At 37.2% G+C, this 17,939-nt stretch carries 16 protein-coding genes; 7 read left to right on the top strand and 9 right to left on the bottom strand.

The window, feature by feature from the left end:
- The first annotated feature begins 9 nt into the window (after window positions 1-9).
- Together AB657_RS04260 and arsB are read left to right on the top strand one after the other, a co-directional pair.
- Entirely contained in the window at window positions 10-639 is a 630-nt protein-coding gene (locus AB657_RS04260; RefSeq protein ID WP_047245356.1) for an arsenate-mycothiol transferase ArsC, read from the top strand.
- Window positions 640-642: 3 nt separating this feature from the next.
- The gene (gene arsB / locus AB657_RS04265; RefSeq protein WP_047245357.1) at window positions 643-1,692 is read left to right on the top strand and encodes an ACR3 family arsenite efflux transporter; all 1,050 of its coding nucleotides are present in this window, start codon (window positions 643-645) and stop codon (window positions 1,690-1,692) included.
- Window positions 1,693-1,731: 39 nt separating this feature from the next.
- On the opposite strand, the gene AB657_RS04270 is transcribed toward arsB, so the two are convergent.
- From AB657_RS04270 to AB657_RS04290, 5 genes are all read right to left on the bottom strand, one after another.
- Entirely contained in the window at window positions 1,732-2,961 is a 1,230-nt protein-coding gene (locus tag AB657_RS04270; protein WP_232304843.1) for a glycosyltransferase, read from the bottom strand.
- A gap of 120 nt (window positions 2,962-3,081) precedes the next feature.
- Window positions 3,082-5,265, bottom strand: a complete 2,184-nt coding sequence (locus tag AB657_RS04275; protein WP_052958623.1) for an alpha/beta hydrolase — start codon at window positions 5,263-5,265, stop codon at window positions 3,082-3,084.
- A 197-nt stretch (window positions 5,266-5,462) separates the two neighbouring features.
- Window positions 5,463-6,974, bottom strand: a complete 1,512-nt coding sequence (locus AB657_RS04280) for a DEAD/DEAH box helicase (RefSeq protein WP_047245359.1) — start codon at window positions 6,972-6,974, stop codon at window positions 5,463-5,465.
- Window positions 6,975-7,089: 115 nt separating this feature from the next.
- The gene (locus tag AB657_RS04285) at window positions 7,090-8,019 is read right to left on the bottom strand and encodes a 2-hydroxyacid dehydrogenase (protein WP_047245360.1); all 930 of its coding nucleotides are present in this window, start codon (window positions 8,017-8,019) and stop codon (window positions 7,090-7,092) included.
- Between the two features lie 11 nt (window positions 8,020-8,030).
- Entirely contained in the window at window positions 8,031-8,540 is a 510-nt protein-coding gene (locus tag AB657_RS04290) for a DUF6155 family protein (protein ID WP_047245361.1), read from the bottom strand.
- 170 nt (window positions 8,541-8,710) lie between these two features.
- Between AB657_RS04290 and AB657_RS04295 the strand changes: the two genes are divergently transcribed.
- Window positions 8,711-9,574: a sigma-70 family RNA polymerase sigma factor gene (locus AB657_RS04295; protein ID WP_047245362.1), complete on the top strand. Its 864-nt coding sequence runs from the start codon at window positions 8,711-8,713 to the stop codon at window positions 9,572-9,574.
- Window positions 9,575-10,173: 599 nt separating this feature from the next.
- Here AB657_RS04295 and AB657_RS17605 read toward each other — a convergent pair.
- Entirely contained in the window at window positions 10,174-11,931 is a 1,758-nt protein-coding gene (locus tag AB657_RS17605) for an ATP-binding protein (RefSeq protein ID WP_052958624.1), read from the bottom strand.
- 155 nt (window positions 11,932-12,086) lie between these two features.
- Between AB657_RS17605 and AB657_RS04305 the strand changes: the two genes are divergently transcribed.
- Window positions 12,087-13,370, top strand: coding sequence for a dipeptidase (locus tag AB657_RS04305; RefSeq protein ID WP_047245363.1), 1,284 nt, complete (start codon window positions 12,087-12,089; stop codon window positions 13,368-13,370).
- A 16-nt stretch (window positions 13,371-13,386) separates the two neighbouring features.
- Here the strand turns inward: AB657_RS04305 and AB657_RS04310 are convergent, their stop codons facing one another.
- A complete protein-coding gene (locus tag AB657_RS04310; RefSeq protein ID WP_047245364.1) occupies window positions 13,387-13,788 on the bottom strand; it encodes an acyl-CoA thioesterase in 402 nt (133 codons plus the stop codon).
- A gap of 228 nt (window positions 13,789-14,016) precedes the next feature.
- The gene (locus AB657_RS04315) at window positions 14,017-14,910 is read right to left on the bottom strand and encodes a DUF72 domain-containing protein (protein ID WP_047245365.1); all 894 of its coding nucleotides are present in this window, start codon (window positions 14,908-14,910) and stop codon (window positions 14,017-14,019) included.
- A 147-nt stretch (window positions 14,911-15,057) separates the two neighbouring features.
- Here AB657_RS04315 and AB657_RS04320 point away from each other — a divergent pair, with 147 nt between their 5' ends.
- Entirely contained in the window at window positions 15,058-15,468 is a 411-nt protein-coding gene (locus AB657_RS04320) for a hypothetical protein (RefSeq protein WP_047245366.1), read from the top strand.
- Here AB657_RS04320 and AB657_RS04325 read toward each other — a convergent pair.
- Complete coding sequence (locus AB657_RS04325; RefSeq protein ID WP_047245367.1) at window positions 15,460-16,140, bottom strand: DUF2461 domain-containing protein; 681 nt, start codon at window positions 16,138-16,140, stop codon at window positions 15,460-15,462. The genes AB657_RS04320 and AB657_RS04325 overlap by 9 nt on opposite strands.
- A 93-nt stretch (window positions 16,141-16,233) precedes the next feature.
- Between AB657_RS04325 and epsC the strand changes: the two genes are divergently transcribed.
- Window positions 16,234-17,025 (top strand): serine O-acetyltransferase EpsC, encoded by a 792-nt coding sequence (gene epsC / locus AB657_RS04330; protein ID WP_047245368.1) that lies wholly within the window; start codon window positions 16,234-16,236, stop codon window positions 17,023-17,025.
- Window positions 17,018-17,902: a cysteine synthase CysM gene (cysM, locus tag AB657_RS04335; protein WP_047245369.1), complete on the top strand. Its 885-nt coding sequence runs from the start codon at window positions 17,018-17,020 to the stop codon at window positions 17,900-17,902. Before epsC ends, cysM begins: the two co-directional genes overlap by 8 nt.
- The last annotated feature ends 37 nt before the right edge of the window (window positions 17,903-17,939 follow it).

Here is a 17,939-nt window from a genome sequence, read left to right on the forward strand (position 1 = left end):
TATAGAAAAATGATTACTACATCTACATTATTTATTGGTATACAAGATTTTATACAAGATATGGATGCCGGCACAATTAGCGATGAACGGAAGGCCGTTCTTGCCCCTTTGATAGACTTTATTCAGCATAAAATTACCAACGACCAAGCGGTACGTATCAATTTTATCTGTACCCATAATTCTAGAAGAAGTCACTTGTCGCAGGTATGGGCGCAAACCATGGCTCATTATTTTAATATCAATAGGGTATCTTGCTATTCTGGGGGAACAGAGGCTACCGCACTATTTCCGATGGTTGCGGAAACGTTAAAAAATAAGGGCTTCGAAGTTAAGACCCTTTCAAGTGGCGAGAACCCGGTTTATAGTATTAAGTATGCTGCAAACGAGCATCCGGTTATTGGTTTTTCAAAAAAACTGGATGATGATTTTAATCCAAAATCAGAATTTGCAGCTATCATGACCTGTGATTCGGCCAATGAGGCATGTCCTTTTGTTCCGGGTGCGGAAAAACGGATTCCTATTACTTTTGAAGACCCGAAAGCTTTTGACAATACACCACAGCAAGCAGAAAAGTATTATGAAAGAAGCACACAGATAGCAAATGAAATGTGGTATGTTTTTTCTAAAATCAAATCATAAATAATGGCTACGAAAAAATTAAGTTTCCTTGATAGAAATCTAACATTGTGGATTTTTGTCGCAATGGCCCTAGGTGTGGGTATTGGTTATTTTGTGCCCACTTTTCCAGATTTTATAAATTCCTTTAGCAGCGGAGCTACCAATATTCCTATTGCCATTGGGCTCATATTAATGATGTATCCTCCTTTGGCAAAGGTTAATTATGCGTTGTTACCAAAGGTTTTTACCAATACTAAAATTTTGTCCATATCATTAATACTGAATTGGATCGTTGGCCCGGTTTTAATGTTCATATTGGCCATTACCTTTTTACGTGATTACCCAGAATATATGGTCGGCCTTATATTGATAGGATTGGCACGTTGCATTGCCATGGTATTGGTCTGGAACGATCTTGCCGACGGTAGTAGCGAATACGGTGCCGGTTTAGTGGCTTTAAATAGTATTTTTCAAGTATTCGCATATAGTTTTTATGCCTGGATCTTCATTACCGTGCTCCCACCCTATTTTGGTTTTGAAGGGGCCATTGTAGATATCTCCATAGGAACCATTGCAGAAAGTGTAGCGATTTATTTGGGTATTCCCTTTTTAATGGGAATTTTAAGTAGGGTTATTTTGGTTAAACTAAAGGGAGAAGAATGGTATACAAAGAAATTTATCCCCACCATTTCTCCGTTGACTTTAATAGCGCTGTTATTCACTATTGTAGTAATGTTCTCATTAAAGGGTGAGTTGATCGTACAAATACCTATGGACGTGTTGATCATTGCAGTTCCACTGCTTATTTATTTTACATTAATGTTCATTATTGGCTTTTTCTTTACGAAGGCTATGGGAGCCGAATATGATAAAACGGCCTCCGTTGCCTTTACGGCGGCAGGTAACAATTTTGAATTGGCCATTGCCGTTGCCATAGCAGTTTTTGGCCTTAATTCGGGTCAGGCTTTTGCCGGTGTCATTGGCCCATTGGTAGAAGTGCCTGCGTTGATTTTACTGGTACGTGTTTCTTTTTGGTTAAAGAAAAAGTATTACGATACCCCCAAGTTGACATAAACAATTGGCGATATAGTATTAAGAACGGTTTGGGGCAGCTCAAACCGTTTTTTTATTCTTTTCTTCGATCCACTTCGACATATACTTGGTGCTGGCCATAGTTTGTTGTTGCAACATAGCTCCGGTAAAATTATGTATACGATGTGTTTTTAGATTCTTTTCCAAATACGTTAGTCTTTTCAAAAAGAGAGTAGTCAAAGCTTCTTTATCATATAACTGATTTATGATAGCCACTCCATTTTTCTGAGCTTTTTTCCATTTTTCTTTATACCTATATAAAGTGATGGCCGATCTAGCAAAATCTTTTACATTTAGAGCAATAGAACCACTCCATTCCATAGAACCGTGCATACCCTCTGCCCCTATTGGTGTTGTCACACTGGGGGTTCCAGCCTGCATGGCATCTATAAGTTTTCCCTTTATTCCTGCCCCAAAACGTAACGGTGCCAAATTTACCCTGGCGTTCATAAAGACCTCTTCTTTGTCATGGACCCATCCATATATCAAGAAGCCTTGTTTTGGTTGGTGCATTTGCTTTATGTGTTCTGGTAAATAAGCACCGTAAATATGTAAATTGGCCTGTGGAATTTCTTTTCGGATCAAGGGCCATATTTCTTTTTTTAACCAAACTATGGCATCAACATTAGGGGAATGCATGCCATTTCCAATACAGATAAAGTCTTTGCGCTCTTCAAAAAGTGGCCACGAATCTATATTATTGTCCGTTATTTTATCTATCAAAAAAGGTAGGTGCAATAACAAGCATTTATCAATACCGATAGTATTTTGCAACAATTCTGTTTCGTAACTCGAAATAATTAAAGAAAGGTCGGATCTATACAAACTTGCAATCTCTCGTTTTGTCTTGTCGTTTTGTAACCAAGCATTGGTTGTAAAGGGCACTCCTTTTTTTAAGCACTGTTCCCTTACATGACGAAGGGAGTGCAGGTCTTCGGTATCTACGATCCGCAAAGCATCCGGACATTGTTCTGCCACCCGCCAACCATACTGTTCTTCTGTCAAATAGCGGTCGAACATTACTACATCTGGTTTAAGGGTCTTGACAAAAACATCAAATGAAGCACTATTAAGCCTTATAAATTGCAAGTTTACATTCCACCTTTTTAAGTCTACAGAATGTTCAGAAACTGCTGCAGATGATGCAAATGTGATATCATAATTAGCCTGATGGAATATCTCCAATAATTGCACCATACGAGCCCCTGCCGCCGTGGTGTCCGGTTCTGGCCATACAAAACCGATTACCAATAAGGTTTTATGTGATTTTTGATGATCGATGAGTAGTTCTTATTTAAGATCCATTAAAATTACAAAGTACGGGTATTTTTAAGAATCAGGAATAGATCCATTTGTCATTGTCCATTTTATTTAGTTGCTCACCCCTATATCGTCCAAAACAATGACTCCCATATTGGTTTGATCAAAAACCAACGAGATTTTAGAAACTTTGGCGGCGTCAAATTCATTCTCTTTTTCTGTAAAGTTATACAATGGAAAGTGAAAAGTCTGCAATTGTACCTCCCATGCACTACCAATCATACTTTTGTCGAGAAAATTGAATTTGGTAAACTTCGATTTCAGGGGGTTTGTAATCCTTTTTACATCGCTGACCTTGATGCTGGCGGTATTTTCGTCAATATCCGTAAGCACTATGGTGAAATCTAACTGAATTGGATCTTTTATATTTTCTGTCCCTTTAACATTGTTGAGCCAAGTAAGGTCCCCAGCGCCAACGGTCATTTGTAATTGTAGCGAATCATTTTTCCAAAGCTCTTTGTTTCCTATAATCTCATAAACCGCCAACGAATCTTTTTCCAAACCCTCTTTCTCTTTGTAGTTCCATCCCAAAACCACGGCCGTATTATCTTGTTTGCCCCCATCACGAGTGGTAAGGGGCTGCTCTTTCCATAAATTCATGTTTTTGGCGGCAATAACAATACTGTCAGGAGCTGTGGTAATATTTATATCTTCCTCGAAATTCACGATCGGTTTAAATTTGGAAGAAGCATAGTTGGTTAGAAAATACTCATTTGGAAGCCAATCTTGTCCATAGGCCACATTTTTAAAAATGGGCAAATAAGAATTGTTTCCTTTAAGGGTGGCTTCTGCAAAGGCACTTATAAATACCTTGGCCACCTCTTGTTGCTCTTCTTCTGATAAGAGAGGCTCTAGATTTAACAACCACTTAGAAGGTGCTCCAAAATCGGAATTCCCCCAGGTAGAATTAAATTGTCCATGATTGGCATGATGCACATAAACCCCTGCCTTAAATCGGTTTATGCTGTCTGTATATTGAAGCCTGCGATATGGACGCATTCCCCAAAAACTAACTTCATCCGAATCGTAAGAACCTTGCAGACTTAAGTAGTTGATATTTTTCAATACAATTTTACGATCATATCTATAATCGGTCGGCGCTATGGACACAATACCCTTTATATTAAAATTAAAATCGAATTTCTCTTTTGCAGTATCTGGTAAATACGGAAGAATATTGTAAGCTCCTGCTATAGTTACCGCCTCTCCGCCTCTAGAGTGCCCCATAAGCATTATATTGTCTGTATCAACTTTATTTGCCAATTCATGCTCGGCGTCGTTGTTCCAGGTTTGCCATTGCTCTATATGTTTTAAGAGCAACCACGCCCTTACGGGCATTTCTTTGCCCCTAAAATCGCCTGACCAGTGCCCATTCACAAAGTTTTCGTCAACAGAGACGGTAATAATCCCCCTGCTGGCCAATAACGAACCCAAATAACCATAACCATCATCGGAATAATCGATCATGCTATGATTTCCATGTACTACAATGGCCAAAGGAAACGGCCCTTTGCCTTCTGGCATATATACACGTCCATTCAATGGCAATTTATCAACCCCAAAACCCCAGAATTGTTCTCTCCACCTTTTTTTCTTGCCTTTCCAATCGGGCAATAGGTTTGTAGCATCGACGGTAGGGGTTATAAATTTGACCCCCTCTGCGTATTCCGGTCTTTTTATATCCGTACCACTACCATAGGTAAAGGTTTTTACCTTAAAACTTCCCGGAGTAGTGGGGTTTTCAACTCCCTGCGCTTCTAAACTAATCTGGTCTTTACCCAAGGCCATGGTAGATACTTCTTTTGTATAGGGATCATCGCCCATGTCTGCCAATAAAAAGAACATGACTCCAAAACCGATTATGGACATGATTAAAAACAAACCGATCCATACCGTTTTCTTTTGAAAAAAGGCATGTAGTAAAAGCATAACCAATATGGCTAAAATACTTATTGGGTAGTAAATAATGTCTGGCCATCCAAATCCATACATCTTTAAGGCAATAAGACTGGCAAGACCACTAAGGCCTACCAATACATAGGAAGATTTAAAATTTTTAAATAGAATTCTTAGCAGTTTAAAGAAAAGATAAAAGAGTAGTTGAACGGCTACACCTACGATTATCGCCAAACTCATCATTAAAAGTGGCGGTAAACCCGTTAGAAAATGATAGCCATAAATGCCAAACAAAATAATGGTAGGTACAATGGAGAATAAAAAGAGCCTGTTTTTCATTTAAAATAGAGGTAGTTGGTTAATTAGTCTCTTAAATTAACCATCTTTAGGCTAAAAAGACACATTGACCGTAATTTTTGGCAATCACTTAAAAAAACAATGTTATTTAAAGGAAAGTTCATTTTTAGCCTCTAGAAACCGCTATAAGATTATTTTCGTTTCGCAGTAAAGAAAAATCGGATTTCGTAAGGCGGGAACTACATTTTTTCCGCAAACATTTTAGAGATCTTGGACCTAAGTTTACGCTCATAATCCTCTTCTAGCCATTCTTTGTAGTTCTTGGTATTGTTCATGATACAATAGGAATATTGTCTTACACGATAGGCGATTTCCTCTTTTAGCTTTTTGGCCAATATTCGAGCTTCAAAGACATCTTCAGAGTTTTCTACGCAGATTTTTGCATGTTGCTCAATACTCTTTTCCAATACCAATTTAGATTTTTCGCCATTGGCAAAACTTTTCTTGTACTCGGCCTTTATATCAAATTCAATAGTCTCCGATTTGGAAAATTGATCCCTCAGTTCTTGTGGCATTTCATACACGAACTCCCGTTCTATCTCTTCGTCATTTTTAATGTTCTCCAAATAAAAATCTGGAAAATGAAAAATTTCCTGCCAATCAATTTTAGCGTCCCACATGCCAAAACGGGCAATGTTGTTGCCCATATCTATAACGGTGAACTCTTCTTTGTGGGGAAGGTACCTAGAACCCCGGCCTATCATTTGAAAATACAGTGTAAGAGAACGTGTGGCCCTATTTAGAATAATGGTCTCTACCGAAGGCTCATCGAACCCGGTTGTTAATATACTTACCGAAGTCAATATAGCATCTGGCGTAACCTTAAACCATTCTAAGATCTCTTTACGTTCCGATGCGGTGTTCTTATTGTCTAAATGCCGAATGTTATAACCAGCTTTCTTAAAGGTTTCGTACACATATCTAGAGGTGTTGATCCCATTATTAAAGATTAGGGTCTTGGTACCTTTGGCAATTTCGTTATACGCATTTACCAATTTGCCGAGCATACTATGGTTGCTGTATAGTTCATCGGAAGATTTAACGGTATAATCGCCGTTAATGCCCAATTTTAAACTTTGTAGGCTAACATCATAATTGTACATGTTCGCCTTTGCCAAAAACTTTTTCTCTATTAAAGAACTGATGGACTCGCCAATGATCAACTTTTGGTAGTTGTCTTTCATCGGAAGCTTTATATTGGAGCTTAATGGTGTGGCGGTTACCCCAAGAATCACAGCATTTTCAAAGTATTTAAAAAGTTTTCTGAAAGAATTGTAATGGGCCTCATCTATAATTACAAGCCCAATATTGTTTATTTCGACCTTGTCTTCTTGTAATCTATTGTTTAAGGTCTCTACCATGGCAACGAAGCATTTGAACTCATTCTGGTCATAAAGTTCTTTTACCTCGCTATTGATAATCTTGTTTTTTACCCCAAAGCTATGCAGCATTTTCGAGGTCTGTAAACTTAGTTCTATTCGATGGGTAAGAACTACTACCTTTTTTTGTGTTTTTTCTATATACCTTCTTGCAATCTCTGAAAAAACCACGGTTTTGCCCCCTCCGGTAGGTAGTTGGTATAGCAAATTTGAATTATCGGGGTTCTCTTCTAAATACTTGAATATATTCTTGAGGTCTTCCTCCTGATAATCATATAACTTCTTTTCGACAATTTCTTCTGTAGATTTCAAAAGGGCAAGAAAATTTTAATTTAGTAAAAAGCAAGACCTTAAAATTAGAAGATTTTTATGGGTTAAGAAAATATAAACCCATTAATGCCAAAAATTGAATAAAAACGTAAAATAATCAATATCTTTTTATACGGTCCACTTGATTCAAAAGCACTGTGCCGATTTGGAGTCTCTCATAGTTTTCTATAATCTGGGGCACGACCGAATTTGTGTCGGAAACACTGGCATAATGTGGTGTCATAAATATTTTTGGATGATTCCAAAAAGGGTGGCTTACCGGTAAAGGTTCTTGGTGGTATACGTCTAAACTGGCCCCGGACAGCAAGTTGTTGTCCAAAGCCGCTATTAAATCATGGTCTACCAGGTGTCCGCCTCTTGCCACATTTATAATGTAGGCTCCTTTCGGCAATTGTAAAAAAAGTTCTTTGTTCAAGATTCCTTCGGTTTCTGGTGTTAAGGGTAATAAACAAACCAGTATTTGTGAAGAACTCAAAAAAGGTTTCAACCCTTCTTTTCCAGAAAAGGTGCTTACATCTTTCAAATCCTTTTTTGTTTTTGACCACCCTTGTACAGAGAATCCAACTTTTTTTAGATCCAAGGCTGTTAAGGAGCCCAACTCCCCTAGCCCCATTATGCCCACTGTTATATCTTTTATACGTTTATAATTTTTAGGCTTCCATTCTTGGGACGCTTGTTGTACTCTATACGTATTAAAATTCTTGATTTCTGCTAAAATCAAAGCTAATACATGCTCAGACATGTCACTGGCCAAAAAAGGATCTATCACTCGTGTTATAGGAACATGTTGAGGCGCGTCAGGGTCATCAAAAATATAGTCTACCCCTGCACCGGCAGAGGCGATGCACTTTAGATTCGGATATTGGGCCAAACTACCTATCGGATGTTTCCAGATAAGGGCCATGGTTATTTCTTCTTTGGGGTGTTCCTCTAAATAACTGTACACTTTTAAATTGGGAGACCTATTTAACAGTGCTTGCTTCCATACATCAATTTTATCATCCTGTCTTATAATAACTATTGCCATATTTTAATCTATTAATCCAATATATCCAAAGCCCTTGAAAAATCTTCCATGTATAGCCAATTATCGGATTGTGTTCGTTCATAAACCTGGATCAACCGCTCTTTGTACTCCGACAACAAATTGTTTTGTGAAATAAAGGTGGTCATCTCCACAAAAGAGTTTAACATACTTTTGTAAAAAGCATCGGGTACATTTCGTTCAGAGGCGAAGGTTTGTGCAATTTCTAAATTATATAACATAACGTCGGCCACTAAATTAGGGGCTACACCGAGCTTTATAAAATGTTTTATATACTTCTGGGCTACCGACCGTCTGGCTTTTGGCCTTTTTCGTTTTAACGGAAAATATTCATTGGAGATTTTGGTCTTGGCCTCTTGTACCAACTTGTCCTCTTTTGGGTTAAAGGCAAAGTCGTAATATGTCTTTACTGCCGGAAACTTATCGTACAGTTCTATAATCTGCTCCTGTAATTCTGATTTGTTTAAATCGGACAAGTATGATTTGAGTGCTCTTTTGCTCATGGTAATAACGATTGGGTCAAAAATAAGTCATGAAACTTCAATAGCCTAAAAGGTTGAAATATTATACGATAGGTTATAATTTTTGTAAAACATTATGTGTTTCCCTTTGGAAAAGACGTAATAAAAATGTATAATGTAGACTTGTACAATAACTAAACACAAAATAATATATGAGGCAACTAAAGATTATCAAGCAGGTAACCAATAGGGAATCAAAATCTTTGGACAAATACTTGCAAGATATCAGCAAAATAGACTTAATAACGGCGAATGAAGAAGTTGAATTGGCCCAAAGAATCCGCGAAGGTGATCAAGTTGCTTTGGAAAAATTGACAACCGCAAACCTAAGGTTTGTTGTTTCTGTAGCTAAACAATATCAAAATCAAGGGTTAAAATTACCCGACTTAATAAATGAAGGAAATCTAGGTTTGGTAAAAGCGGCGAAACGTTTTGATGAAACCCGTGGTTTTAAGTTTATATCTTATGCCGTTTGGTGGATCAGGCAATCTATTTTACAGGCTTTGGCGGAGCAGTCCAGGGTAGTGAGGCTTCCTTTGAACAAAATTGGATCCATAAACAAAATTAAAAAGACTTTTTCTTATCTAGAGCAAACACATGAGCGTCCGCCTTCTGCAGAAGAAATTGCCAAAGAACTGGAAATGACCGTAAGTGAAGTAAAACAGTCATTAAAAAATTCTGGCAGACATGTATCCATGGATGCGCCACTTCGTGAAGGGGAAGACTCTAATCTATACGACGTATTGCGTTCTGGAGAATCTCCAAAACCGGATAATCACTTGTTGCAACAATCTTTGAATACCGAAATTAATAGGGCGTTGGAAACATTGTCTCCAAGAGAGGCTGATGTGGTTAAATTGTATTACGGAATCGGTGATCAGCAATCTATGACCTTGGCAGAAATCGGGCACACTTTTGATCTTACCAGAGAAAGGGTAAGACAAATTCGTGAAAAAGCGATCCGTAAACTTCGCCATAATTCAAGAAGTAAATTATTAAAGACTTATTTGGGATAATTTCCTATAAATAGCCTCTCATATAAAAGCGCCCCTATTGTTCAATAGGGGCGCTTTTTCAATAATGAACACTAAAATTATGAATGAGATAGTTTGTTGATATTAAAATCAACAAGAATGTTGTTCAAATCCTGAATAAAATTCTGATAAGAGGTATTTTCTTGATTTTGATGCGCCATGATCTAATTTTTTAAAGGTTTACTACCAGGCTAGGCTACATATAGTCTAGTTCCGATAATTCGTTTAAGCTTAAAATTTCGTTTAAATCTTGAAGGAACACTAAGTACTCTTCGCCGTAGGTATCGTAAAGCATATGGTTAATTTTTTAATAATTGATCTGGGTTAATCACTAACTAAATACAGGATAAATGTAACCATGTAATACTATAGACACAATTAATTGTGGTGTAGGTGCCCATTTCTGTTGTAAAAAATATGATTGTTATAGGTGAACGATAAAAACTTGCAAAACCATATATTTTATTAGGGTTTCAAGAGTTTTCCGTTCGTCGATATTACCTGTTTTTCATCGATATTGGACATTGGTGTCTTGTATATGTACAGGCTATGGCCATAAAAACGATTAAAATACCATACGGTTATATTTGTCTATTTTTTATTTCCTCTAGAGACCTATTGATCAATTTTTCACTTTGGGGATAATATTTAAGAAACATGTCAAAGAGATTACTTACCTCTTCCTTATTTTCCTTTTTACAGTTTTCTTGCATATCTACCATCATTTGGGTAAGGTCGTTTAACCTAAGCATGGTAAGACCTGCTTTAAGTTTATGTGCCGATAGGCCTATTTCGTCCAAATTGTTATGGCTTAGGCCAATCTTGACCGTGCCAATAAACTCATAAACATTTTGTTTAAACAGTCTGATCAATTCTTCTAGCACACTGATTTCTCCACAACAATCCTTAAGCACACCGTTTAGGTCCAGTGTTTTTTCCGATTTAGTGATGGGTTCTTTTTTCAATAGGGCAATACTGTCCTTTGAAAGAGATTTCTCGTTTTTCCCTTTCAGCATTTTTACAAGCAATTCGTTCAAAGTATATGGTTTTAATAGAAAATCGTTAATACCGGATGTGATACAGTTTTCTTCATCTTGAGCAGTAAAATCTGCACTGATTGCAATTATGGGAACTTGATTAATGGTTTTATCGGACCTTATTTTTTGAGAAACCTCAAATCCGCTCATATTCGGCATCTTTAGGTCCATTAATATTAAATCTATTGATTGTGTCTTTAATATACCTATTCCATTATCGGCTTCTGAAGTAACAAATACCTTACAGCCCCATCTTTTTAATTGTTCTTTGATCAAATGTTGGTTCATCTTGTTGTCTTCGAAGACCAATATTTTGGTTCCGTTCAAAAGCTCTTTGCCTTTTTTTACGTTAACATTGTAGCGATGGGTCTTGGGTATGTTTTTAAGGTTTCCCTTGGCAAACGGAATGGTAAATTTAAAAGAGGTGCCCTCCCCCAACTTGCTGGTAACGTTGATGCTGCCTCCTTGTTTTTCCACCAATTCTTTGACAATACTAAGCCCTAGGCCCGTACCCCCATATTTGTAATATGTATTTCTATCGGCCTGTTTAAAGCTTTGAAATATATTTGCCAGTTGTTCTTCTGAAATACCTATTCCGGTATCTTCTATATTGAATAATAGTACATAATCACCTTTACTTTGTTCCAGTACTTCAACCTTTAGTTTAATGAATCCCTTCTCAACGAATTTCACCGAATTTCCCAAAAGGTTCAACAATATCTGGGAAAGTTTAGAGGGGTCACCGACCAACGTAGTGGGTATTTTTTTATCCACTTCTAGTTTTAGGTCTACGTTTTTGTCAATGATCAATGTTTGACATAGAAAAACAACATCATTGATCAATCCGTGAAAATTAAAATCGATAATATTAAAATCACCGATCCCTGATGTAAGTTTAGAATACTCCAACACTTCGTTTATAATTTCTAAAAGGTTCTGCGATGCCGAGTGTATGGCTTCTACCTTTTTTTGTTGTCCTGGAGTAAGTTTTTCTTCCCTTAATAGATTGGTGAAACCAATAATTCCGTTCAGGGGAGTCCTTATTTCATGGCTTACATGGGCTATAAAATTCTTATCATTGCCGACATCTTTTTGTTTCTTGATAATAGACAATGGTTTAGCTTCTGGTTTTTTTTCGACCACGGTGCCATTGTCAAATATTTTGTTTTCCAATTTATTCTTGAAATCGGAAAAAGAAGCCTTTAAAGCCGCCGCTTCTTCTGTGTTCAACGACTCGAACGCAAAGTGGGTCAGGTTAGACTCTAAATTGTTTACTTGACTAAGAATATCTTGTGTTTTCAAAATAGAAATTGGTTAAGGATAACTTTATAAAGCGGCTTTAAATATGAATGATAATCTAAAAGTCCTTCTTTCCTGTCCTTACGGCAATTAAATGTTCCCTAGGCTTCCTTTTTTGTTGTGAATTAGCTTTATTTGTAGGTATAAATCCAACCATCATGAAACAAGTCGTTTATTTATTCAGTATTTTAACATTGATTGCGTGTAAGCAAAAAGAAGAAGCTCCAAAAGAGAGTATGGAGGAAATGGCCAAACGTATACATGAAAATGTAATAACGATTGATACCCACAACGACATTAATGTCGCCAATTTTACCGACAGTATAAATTACACCCAAAGGTTGAATACCCAGATAAATCTTCCTAAAATGAAGGAAGGCGGTTTAGATGTAACGTGGTTGATCGTTTACACAGGGCAAGATACTTTAACGGCGGAAGGTTATGCGAAAGGCAAAGAGAATGCCATGGCCAAATTTGAAGCCATACATAAACTATGTGAAGAGATCGCACCTAATGAGATAGAGTTGGCACTTACCTCCGATGATGTAAAAAGAATAAGTGCATCGGGCAAAAAGGTTGCGATGATAGGTGTTGAAAATGCCTATCCTATGGGTGAGGACTTGGCCGAATTTGAACGTTATTACAACCTAGGGGCAAGGTACATTTCATTGGCGCACAATGGCCATAGTCAGTTCAGTGATTCCAATACGGGAGAAAAAGATTCTGTTTGGCTTCACAACGGACTAAGTGAGCTAGGGAAAAAGGCAGTTGCTGAAATGAACCGACTTGGAATTATGATCGATGTTTCGCATCCATCCGAAGAAGCTATGAAACAAATGATAGCCCTATCGAAAGCTCCAATAATTGCATCTCATTCGTCGGCAAGAGCTTTATGTGATCATAGTAGAAACCTTACCGATGAGCAATTAAAACTGATGAAAGAAAATGGTGGTGTTGTGCAAACCGTGGCTTTTAGTTCTTATTTGAACACTAAAAAGCATGAAGCCCGATCAGCCTACATGAAAGAAGTTTATAAAGAGGTTGCCGATTCTTTGGGCGTAGAATGGTTTGAACGTTCTCAGTTTAAGACCCTTACAGATGCCCAAAGAAAGGCGTTTATGGAAAATTACCCCAAAATAAAGGAGATAGGCGAGCAATTGGTTGTCAATAGAACCGATGCTCCTGAACCTGTAAATGTTTCCGATTTTGTGGATCATATAGATTACATGGTCGATCTTATAGGCATAGATCATGTGGGCATTAGTTCAGATTTTGATGGTGGCGGGGGAATTGACGGCTGGTCCGACGCTTCTGAAACCTTTAACGTTACGTTAGAATTGGTTAAGCGAGGATACTCCGAAGAAGATATCGCCAAGTTATGGGGCGGCAATCTTCTTCGGGTATTGGATGAAGTTCAGAAAGTAGCAGAAACCCTTTCATAACTTCTAATTACAAGTTTTATTTGTCATTGGCAGCGGCCAAACGGTCCTTTACGAACTCAACTTTTGTTTTTCCGTGAGGGGCCGGTTTACCATCTTCCCCAAGATTTACCATGATGATATTATCAACGGTTACAATGGTTTCATGGTTCATTTTGTTTCTTACCTCACAATTTAAGGTCAAAGAGGTTTTTCCGAATTTAACTACCTGAATACCAATTTCAACAATATCACCTTGTACCGCGGCACTCATGAAGTTGATTTCTGACATAAATTTGGTGACTATCTTACTATTCTCTAACTGAATAATACTATATAGGGCAGCCTCTTCATCTATCCAGGCCAATACTTTTCCTCCAAACAAAGTTCCATTAGAATTTAAATCTTCAGGTTTTACCAATTTTCTTGTGTGAAATCTCATAATACTAAAATTTATGGTTCAAAATTAAAACGAAAAGACCAACCCTACCCTACACAAAATGGTTTTAACATGCAGAATTGTCAACATCTAAAAACATGTAGAGGAGTAATGGACATTTGATAAATTGTAGCATTAAAAAATTCCATAATCAAAGTTTATGGCGTATGTTTTTAACCGCATTAACATTTACATGGTAATAATTGATAATGAGGTGTTTACAATGTGTGTTTAAAATAAAGAAGGTGGTGGGGCTAGAGTGTTCGGCACGGTTAAGTTGTAATGAAACCTGCGGTTTAATTTTTTTATTAGATAACTGGCCAAAAAAGGTGATTCTACCTCCATATTCTGGTGTACGAAAAAATTAATGTTCGATAGCCCATTTTCTTTCCATACAGTTAATTTTTCGACCCAATCGTCCAATCTTTCATAATCACTTTTATGATTGGCGCCCACAAATCTTATAAAAGCTTCATTATTTGTTAACCGCATGTGCATAATATCTCTTCTGCCTGCCGTATCTACCAAAATATTGGCGATATTGTTCTCTTCCAATAAATGATATAGCTCTTCGGCAATAACAGTGTCGTTAAACCAATCTGTATGTCTAAATTCTATGGCCAAACGATATTCTTTAGGCCAGTGCTCTACAAATTTCACTACCCTGTCCCAATCTTTAGGACTAAAATTATTATGCATCTGTAAAAAGATGGTCCCTAGCTTATGTTCCAAATTGGAGGTGACTGCCAAGTAAGATTCCAAAACCGGATAAGCCTGATCGTTCAACCTTCTTAAATGACTCACATTTTGAACAATTTTGGGAAAGAACATAAAATTTTCTGGAGTCTTTTCTTTCCATTTTTGATAGGTCTCAATTGGGAAAATACGATAGAACGTCGCATTCAACTCAATACAATTAAATTGTGATGAATAGTAGCCCAATTCATCTCGGGTACCTTTGGGATAAAAATTCTTAAGGTCCTGTTTGTTCCATTTGGCGCATCCCACGTGAATCTTTAAAGGGGCATGGGAACCTATCTTATCCAGTAAGGTTTTGGTTCCCTTATGATCATTAGGTAACGAAAAGTCTATTAATTCCGGTCTTTCTACCTTTCCAAATTTCATGCTCAATATTTAATAATCATATAAAAATAGACAAACTATATGATTTGTTGCCCGTGTTCATTTTTGTTTATAACACCGTTAAAAACTAATATTTTTATTTAAAAGTGAAGTGTTTATAAAGTATATCTTTATAAAAACAAGATTAAAATGAACGACAGATCCCAAAAGTTGCTTCAGATTCGTCCTGAGATTTCTTCCGCAAAAATTCTTCCTAATATGAGTTCTGACGAGCGTTTTCAAAACGAGACCTTGCGGCCTATTTTAAAGTTACAGAACGATTTGTTTCTTGCCTCCTTTCAGAATTATATCGTTAAAGGAAAAAACTACTTCTATAACTTAGACATAGAAAACAGACTAAACTATATTACGAATGCCATTCAAAAGGACATAAAATATAGAAACTCCCTAAAAGGTATCATCATAGGGCAATTTACTCTAGAGGAGTATGAATCTTATATAAAAAATTCATCTTCCCTTAATAAAAGAATGATGAATATGGTTATTAAGAGGCTACAGGATCAAATTCAATATTTTGATCAGGCCGCCGTATTAGTCTAACAACGATTCGCCATTAAGATCGGTGGTAAGTATTTGGCTCATAAGGTCAAAATAGGGTCTAATCAGCCTAAAGGCTTCCGATATCTTCTCTGTAAAATCGGGTTCTAGGACTTCTTTATCCGTGAATTTTTTGACAAAAATAAATTGCTTTTTTCTAATTAGGTCAATGTTAGGGTGTTCTTTATCAAATCCTTTGGGAGCTGTTTTAAGTTCTTCTCCTGCCAATGTACCCCAAACCGATCTAAATTTTTTGTCGGTCATTATTTCCCTTAGTTCAGAGGCATCTATTTCCCATTCTTTACGAATACGCAAAAGGTCTTCTTTTTCGGGGTTCCAGAAGCCTGTTGCAATAAAACTGCCTTCCGGTTGTATATGTACATAATAGCCTCCCCTTCGCTGGGCGCCAGACCGTGCATAAGAAGCGGAAAAATTATATTTATAAGGGGTTTTGTCCTTTGAAAACCGTACGTCCCTATAAATACGGAACACTTTCATTTTTTCTATATCATCATGGGTTTCCAACTGGTCTAGAATACCTTTAAAAAATTCCTTTGACTCATTTTGGCGGGTTACAAACCGTTTTTTGTTATCAGTGAACCATTCTCTATTGTTGTTCTTTTTTAACTCATTTAAAAATTCAAGGGTTTCCTTGGTAATTATAGGATATAACATACGACCTAAGGGTTGTGATTTTAAGCTAAAGTTAACCATTTGCAAGAAAGCACTTTTAAATTAATGGTTAATTTTGAAATATAAACGAAGAGAATGAACCATCAGTCTATTGTCGATAAAATCAACATTCATAAAAAACAGCCTAATCTAAGATATCGGTTGAAGGAAGAGGTTGAAGTATTTACGAACTTATTGTTCTATACCCTGTTCGATATTGAAACTCCAGTGCAGAAAAATTTAGATAAACTAGAAGAACTATTTGATAGTTTAGTGGATCTGGCTTGTTGGCAAAGTGATAAGCCCTGTAAAAAGGTATGGGCCAATTACGTTGAAAAATTACCCACCATATTGGAAAATTTGAATATGGATGCAGAGGCGACGGTAAATTGCGATCCGGCCTCTTTATCTATAGAAGAGGTATATATGGCCTATCCAGGATTTTATGCGATTGCCATTTACAGGTTAGCCCATGAACTATACAAAATAGGGTTTCCACTAGTACCAAGATTAATGACGGAATATGCGCATCGCCAAACCGGGGTAGATATAAATCCAGGTGCTCGAATAGGCAATTATTTTCACATAGATCATGGTACGGGGGTGGTTATAGGGGAAACAGCCATTATAAAAGACCATGTTAAAATTTATCAGGGAGTAACATTGGGTGGCTTATATGTAGCAAAACATTTGCAACAAACTAAAAGACACCCCACAATAGAAGATAATGTAACCATTTATGCCAATGCTACCATTTTAGGTGGTAAAACGGTTATTGGTGCCAATAGTATTATTGGAGGCAACTCTTGGTTAACAGCCTCTGTACCGCCAAACTCTACCGTATATCATTCTCCTGAAATTAAAATAAAAACACAGACAGATGTCTAAGAATATAATAGACCTTATAGGAAATACGCCTTTGGTAGAATCCAGAGTGCTCAATACCAACCCGAACGTAAAATTGTTTTTTAAAATGGAAGGGCATAACCCTGGTGGTAGCGTAAAAGATCGGGCTGCGTATAATATGATCAAAAACGGACTGGCTACTGGTCGTTTTAAACCATCTGACCAATTAATAGAGGCCACTAGTGGTAATACGGGTATAGCCTTGGCTATGATCGCAGGTTTTTACAATCTAGACATAGAATTGGTGATGCCAGAGAATTCTACAAAAGAAAGGGTACAGACCATGAAAGCTTACGGTGCCAAGGTAACTCTTACACCTGCGGATGTGGGTATTGAAGGAGCTCGAGACTATGCAGAGAACAAAGTTAAAAACGAAGGGTTTGTAATGCTCAATCAATTTGCAAATGATGATAATTGGAAAGCGCACTACAAAACTACGGGACCCGAGATCTGGAAAGATACCGACGGAGCCATTACCCATTTTGTTTCTGCCATGGGAACTACAGGTACCATTATGGGAACATCCACATTTTTGAAAGAAAAGAACAAAGATATTAGCATTGTGGGGGTACAACCTACCGATGATTCTAAAATACCCGGTATTCGTAAATGGCCGCAGGAGTATTTGCCAAAAATATTCGATCCCAGTAAAGTAGATAGCGTAATGGAAGTTAGTACAGAAGAAGCAAAGGCCATGGCCAAAAGATTGGCAAAGGAAGAAGGTATTTTTTCTGGCATGAGCTCTGGCGGTGCTGCTACAGTTGCCTTAAGACTTGCCGAACAATTAGATGAAGGTGTAATTGTTTCTATTATCTGCGACCGTGGAGATCGTTATTTGTCTTCCGATCTGTTCGATTGACAATATGTACAAAAATATATTCATAAAAAAGGGGAGC

The organism is Maribacter thermophilus, from assembly GCF_001020565.1.
GTDB classification, from domain to species: Bacteria; Bacteroidota; Bacteroidia; order Flavobacteriales; family Flavobacteriaceae; genus Maribacter; species Maribacter thermophilus.

Bases quoted from the DNA above. Each gene is read 5' to 3' on its own strand.
- AB657_RS04285 (WP_047245360.1), bottom strand. From the start codon at position 8,019: ATGGCAATAGTTATTATAAGACAGGATGATAAAATTGATGTATGGAAG.
- epsC (WP_047245368.1), top strand. From the start codon at position 16,234: ATGAACCATCAGTCTATTGTCGATAAAATCAACATTCATAAAAAACAG.
- cysM (WP_047245369.1), top strand. From the start codon at position 17,018: ATGTCTAAGAATATAATAGACCTTATAGGAAATACGCCTTTGGTAGAA.
- AB657_RS04295 (WP_047245362.1), top strand. From the start codon at position 8,711: ATGAGGCAACTAAAGATTATCAAGCAGGTAACCAATAGGGAATCAAAA.
- arsB (WP_047245357.1), top strand. From the start codon at position 643: ATGGCTACGAAAAAATTAAGTTTCCTTGATAGAAATCTAACATTGTGG.
- AB657_RS04305 (WP_047245363.1), top strand. From the start codon at position 12,087: ATGAAACAAGTCGTTTATTTATTCAGTATTTTAACATTGATTGCGTGT.
- AB657_RS04310 (WP_047245364.1), bottom strand. From the start codon at position 13,788: ATGAGATTTCACACAAGAAAATTGGTAAAACCTGAAGATTTAAATTCT.
- AB657_RS04260 (WP_047245356.1), top strand. From the start codon at position 10: ATGATTACTACATCTACATTATTTATTGGTATACAAGATTTTATACAA.
- AB657_RS04290 (WP_047245361.1), bottom strand. From the start codon at position 8,540: ATGAGCAAAAGAGCACTCAAATCATACTTGTCCGATTTAAACAAATCA.
- AB657_RS04315 (WP_047245365.1), bottom strand. From the start codon at position 14,910: ATGAAATTTGGAAAGGTAGAAAGACCGGAATTAATAGACTTTTCGTTA.
- AB657_RS04320 (WP_047245366.1), top strand. From the start codon at position 15,058: ATGAACGACAGATCCCAAAAGTTGCTTCAGATTCGTCCTGAGATTTCT.
- AB657_RS04325 (WP_047245367.1), bottom strand. From the start codon at position 16,140: ATGTTATATCCTATAATTACCAAGGAAACCCTTGAATTTTTAAATGAG.
- AB657_RS04275 (WP_052958623.1), bottom strand. From the start codon at position 5,265: ATGAAAAACAGGCTCTTTTTATTCTCCATTGTACCTACCATTATTTTG.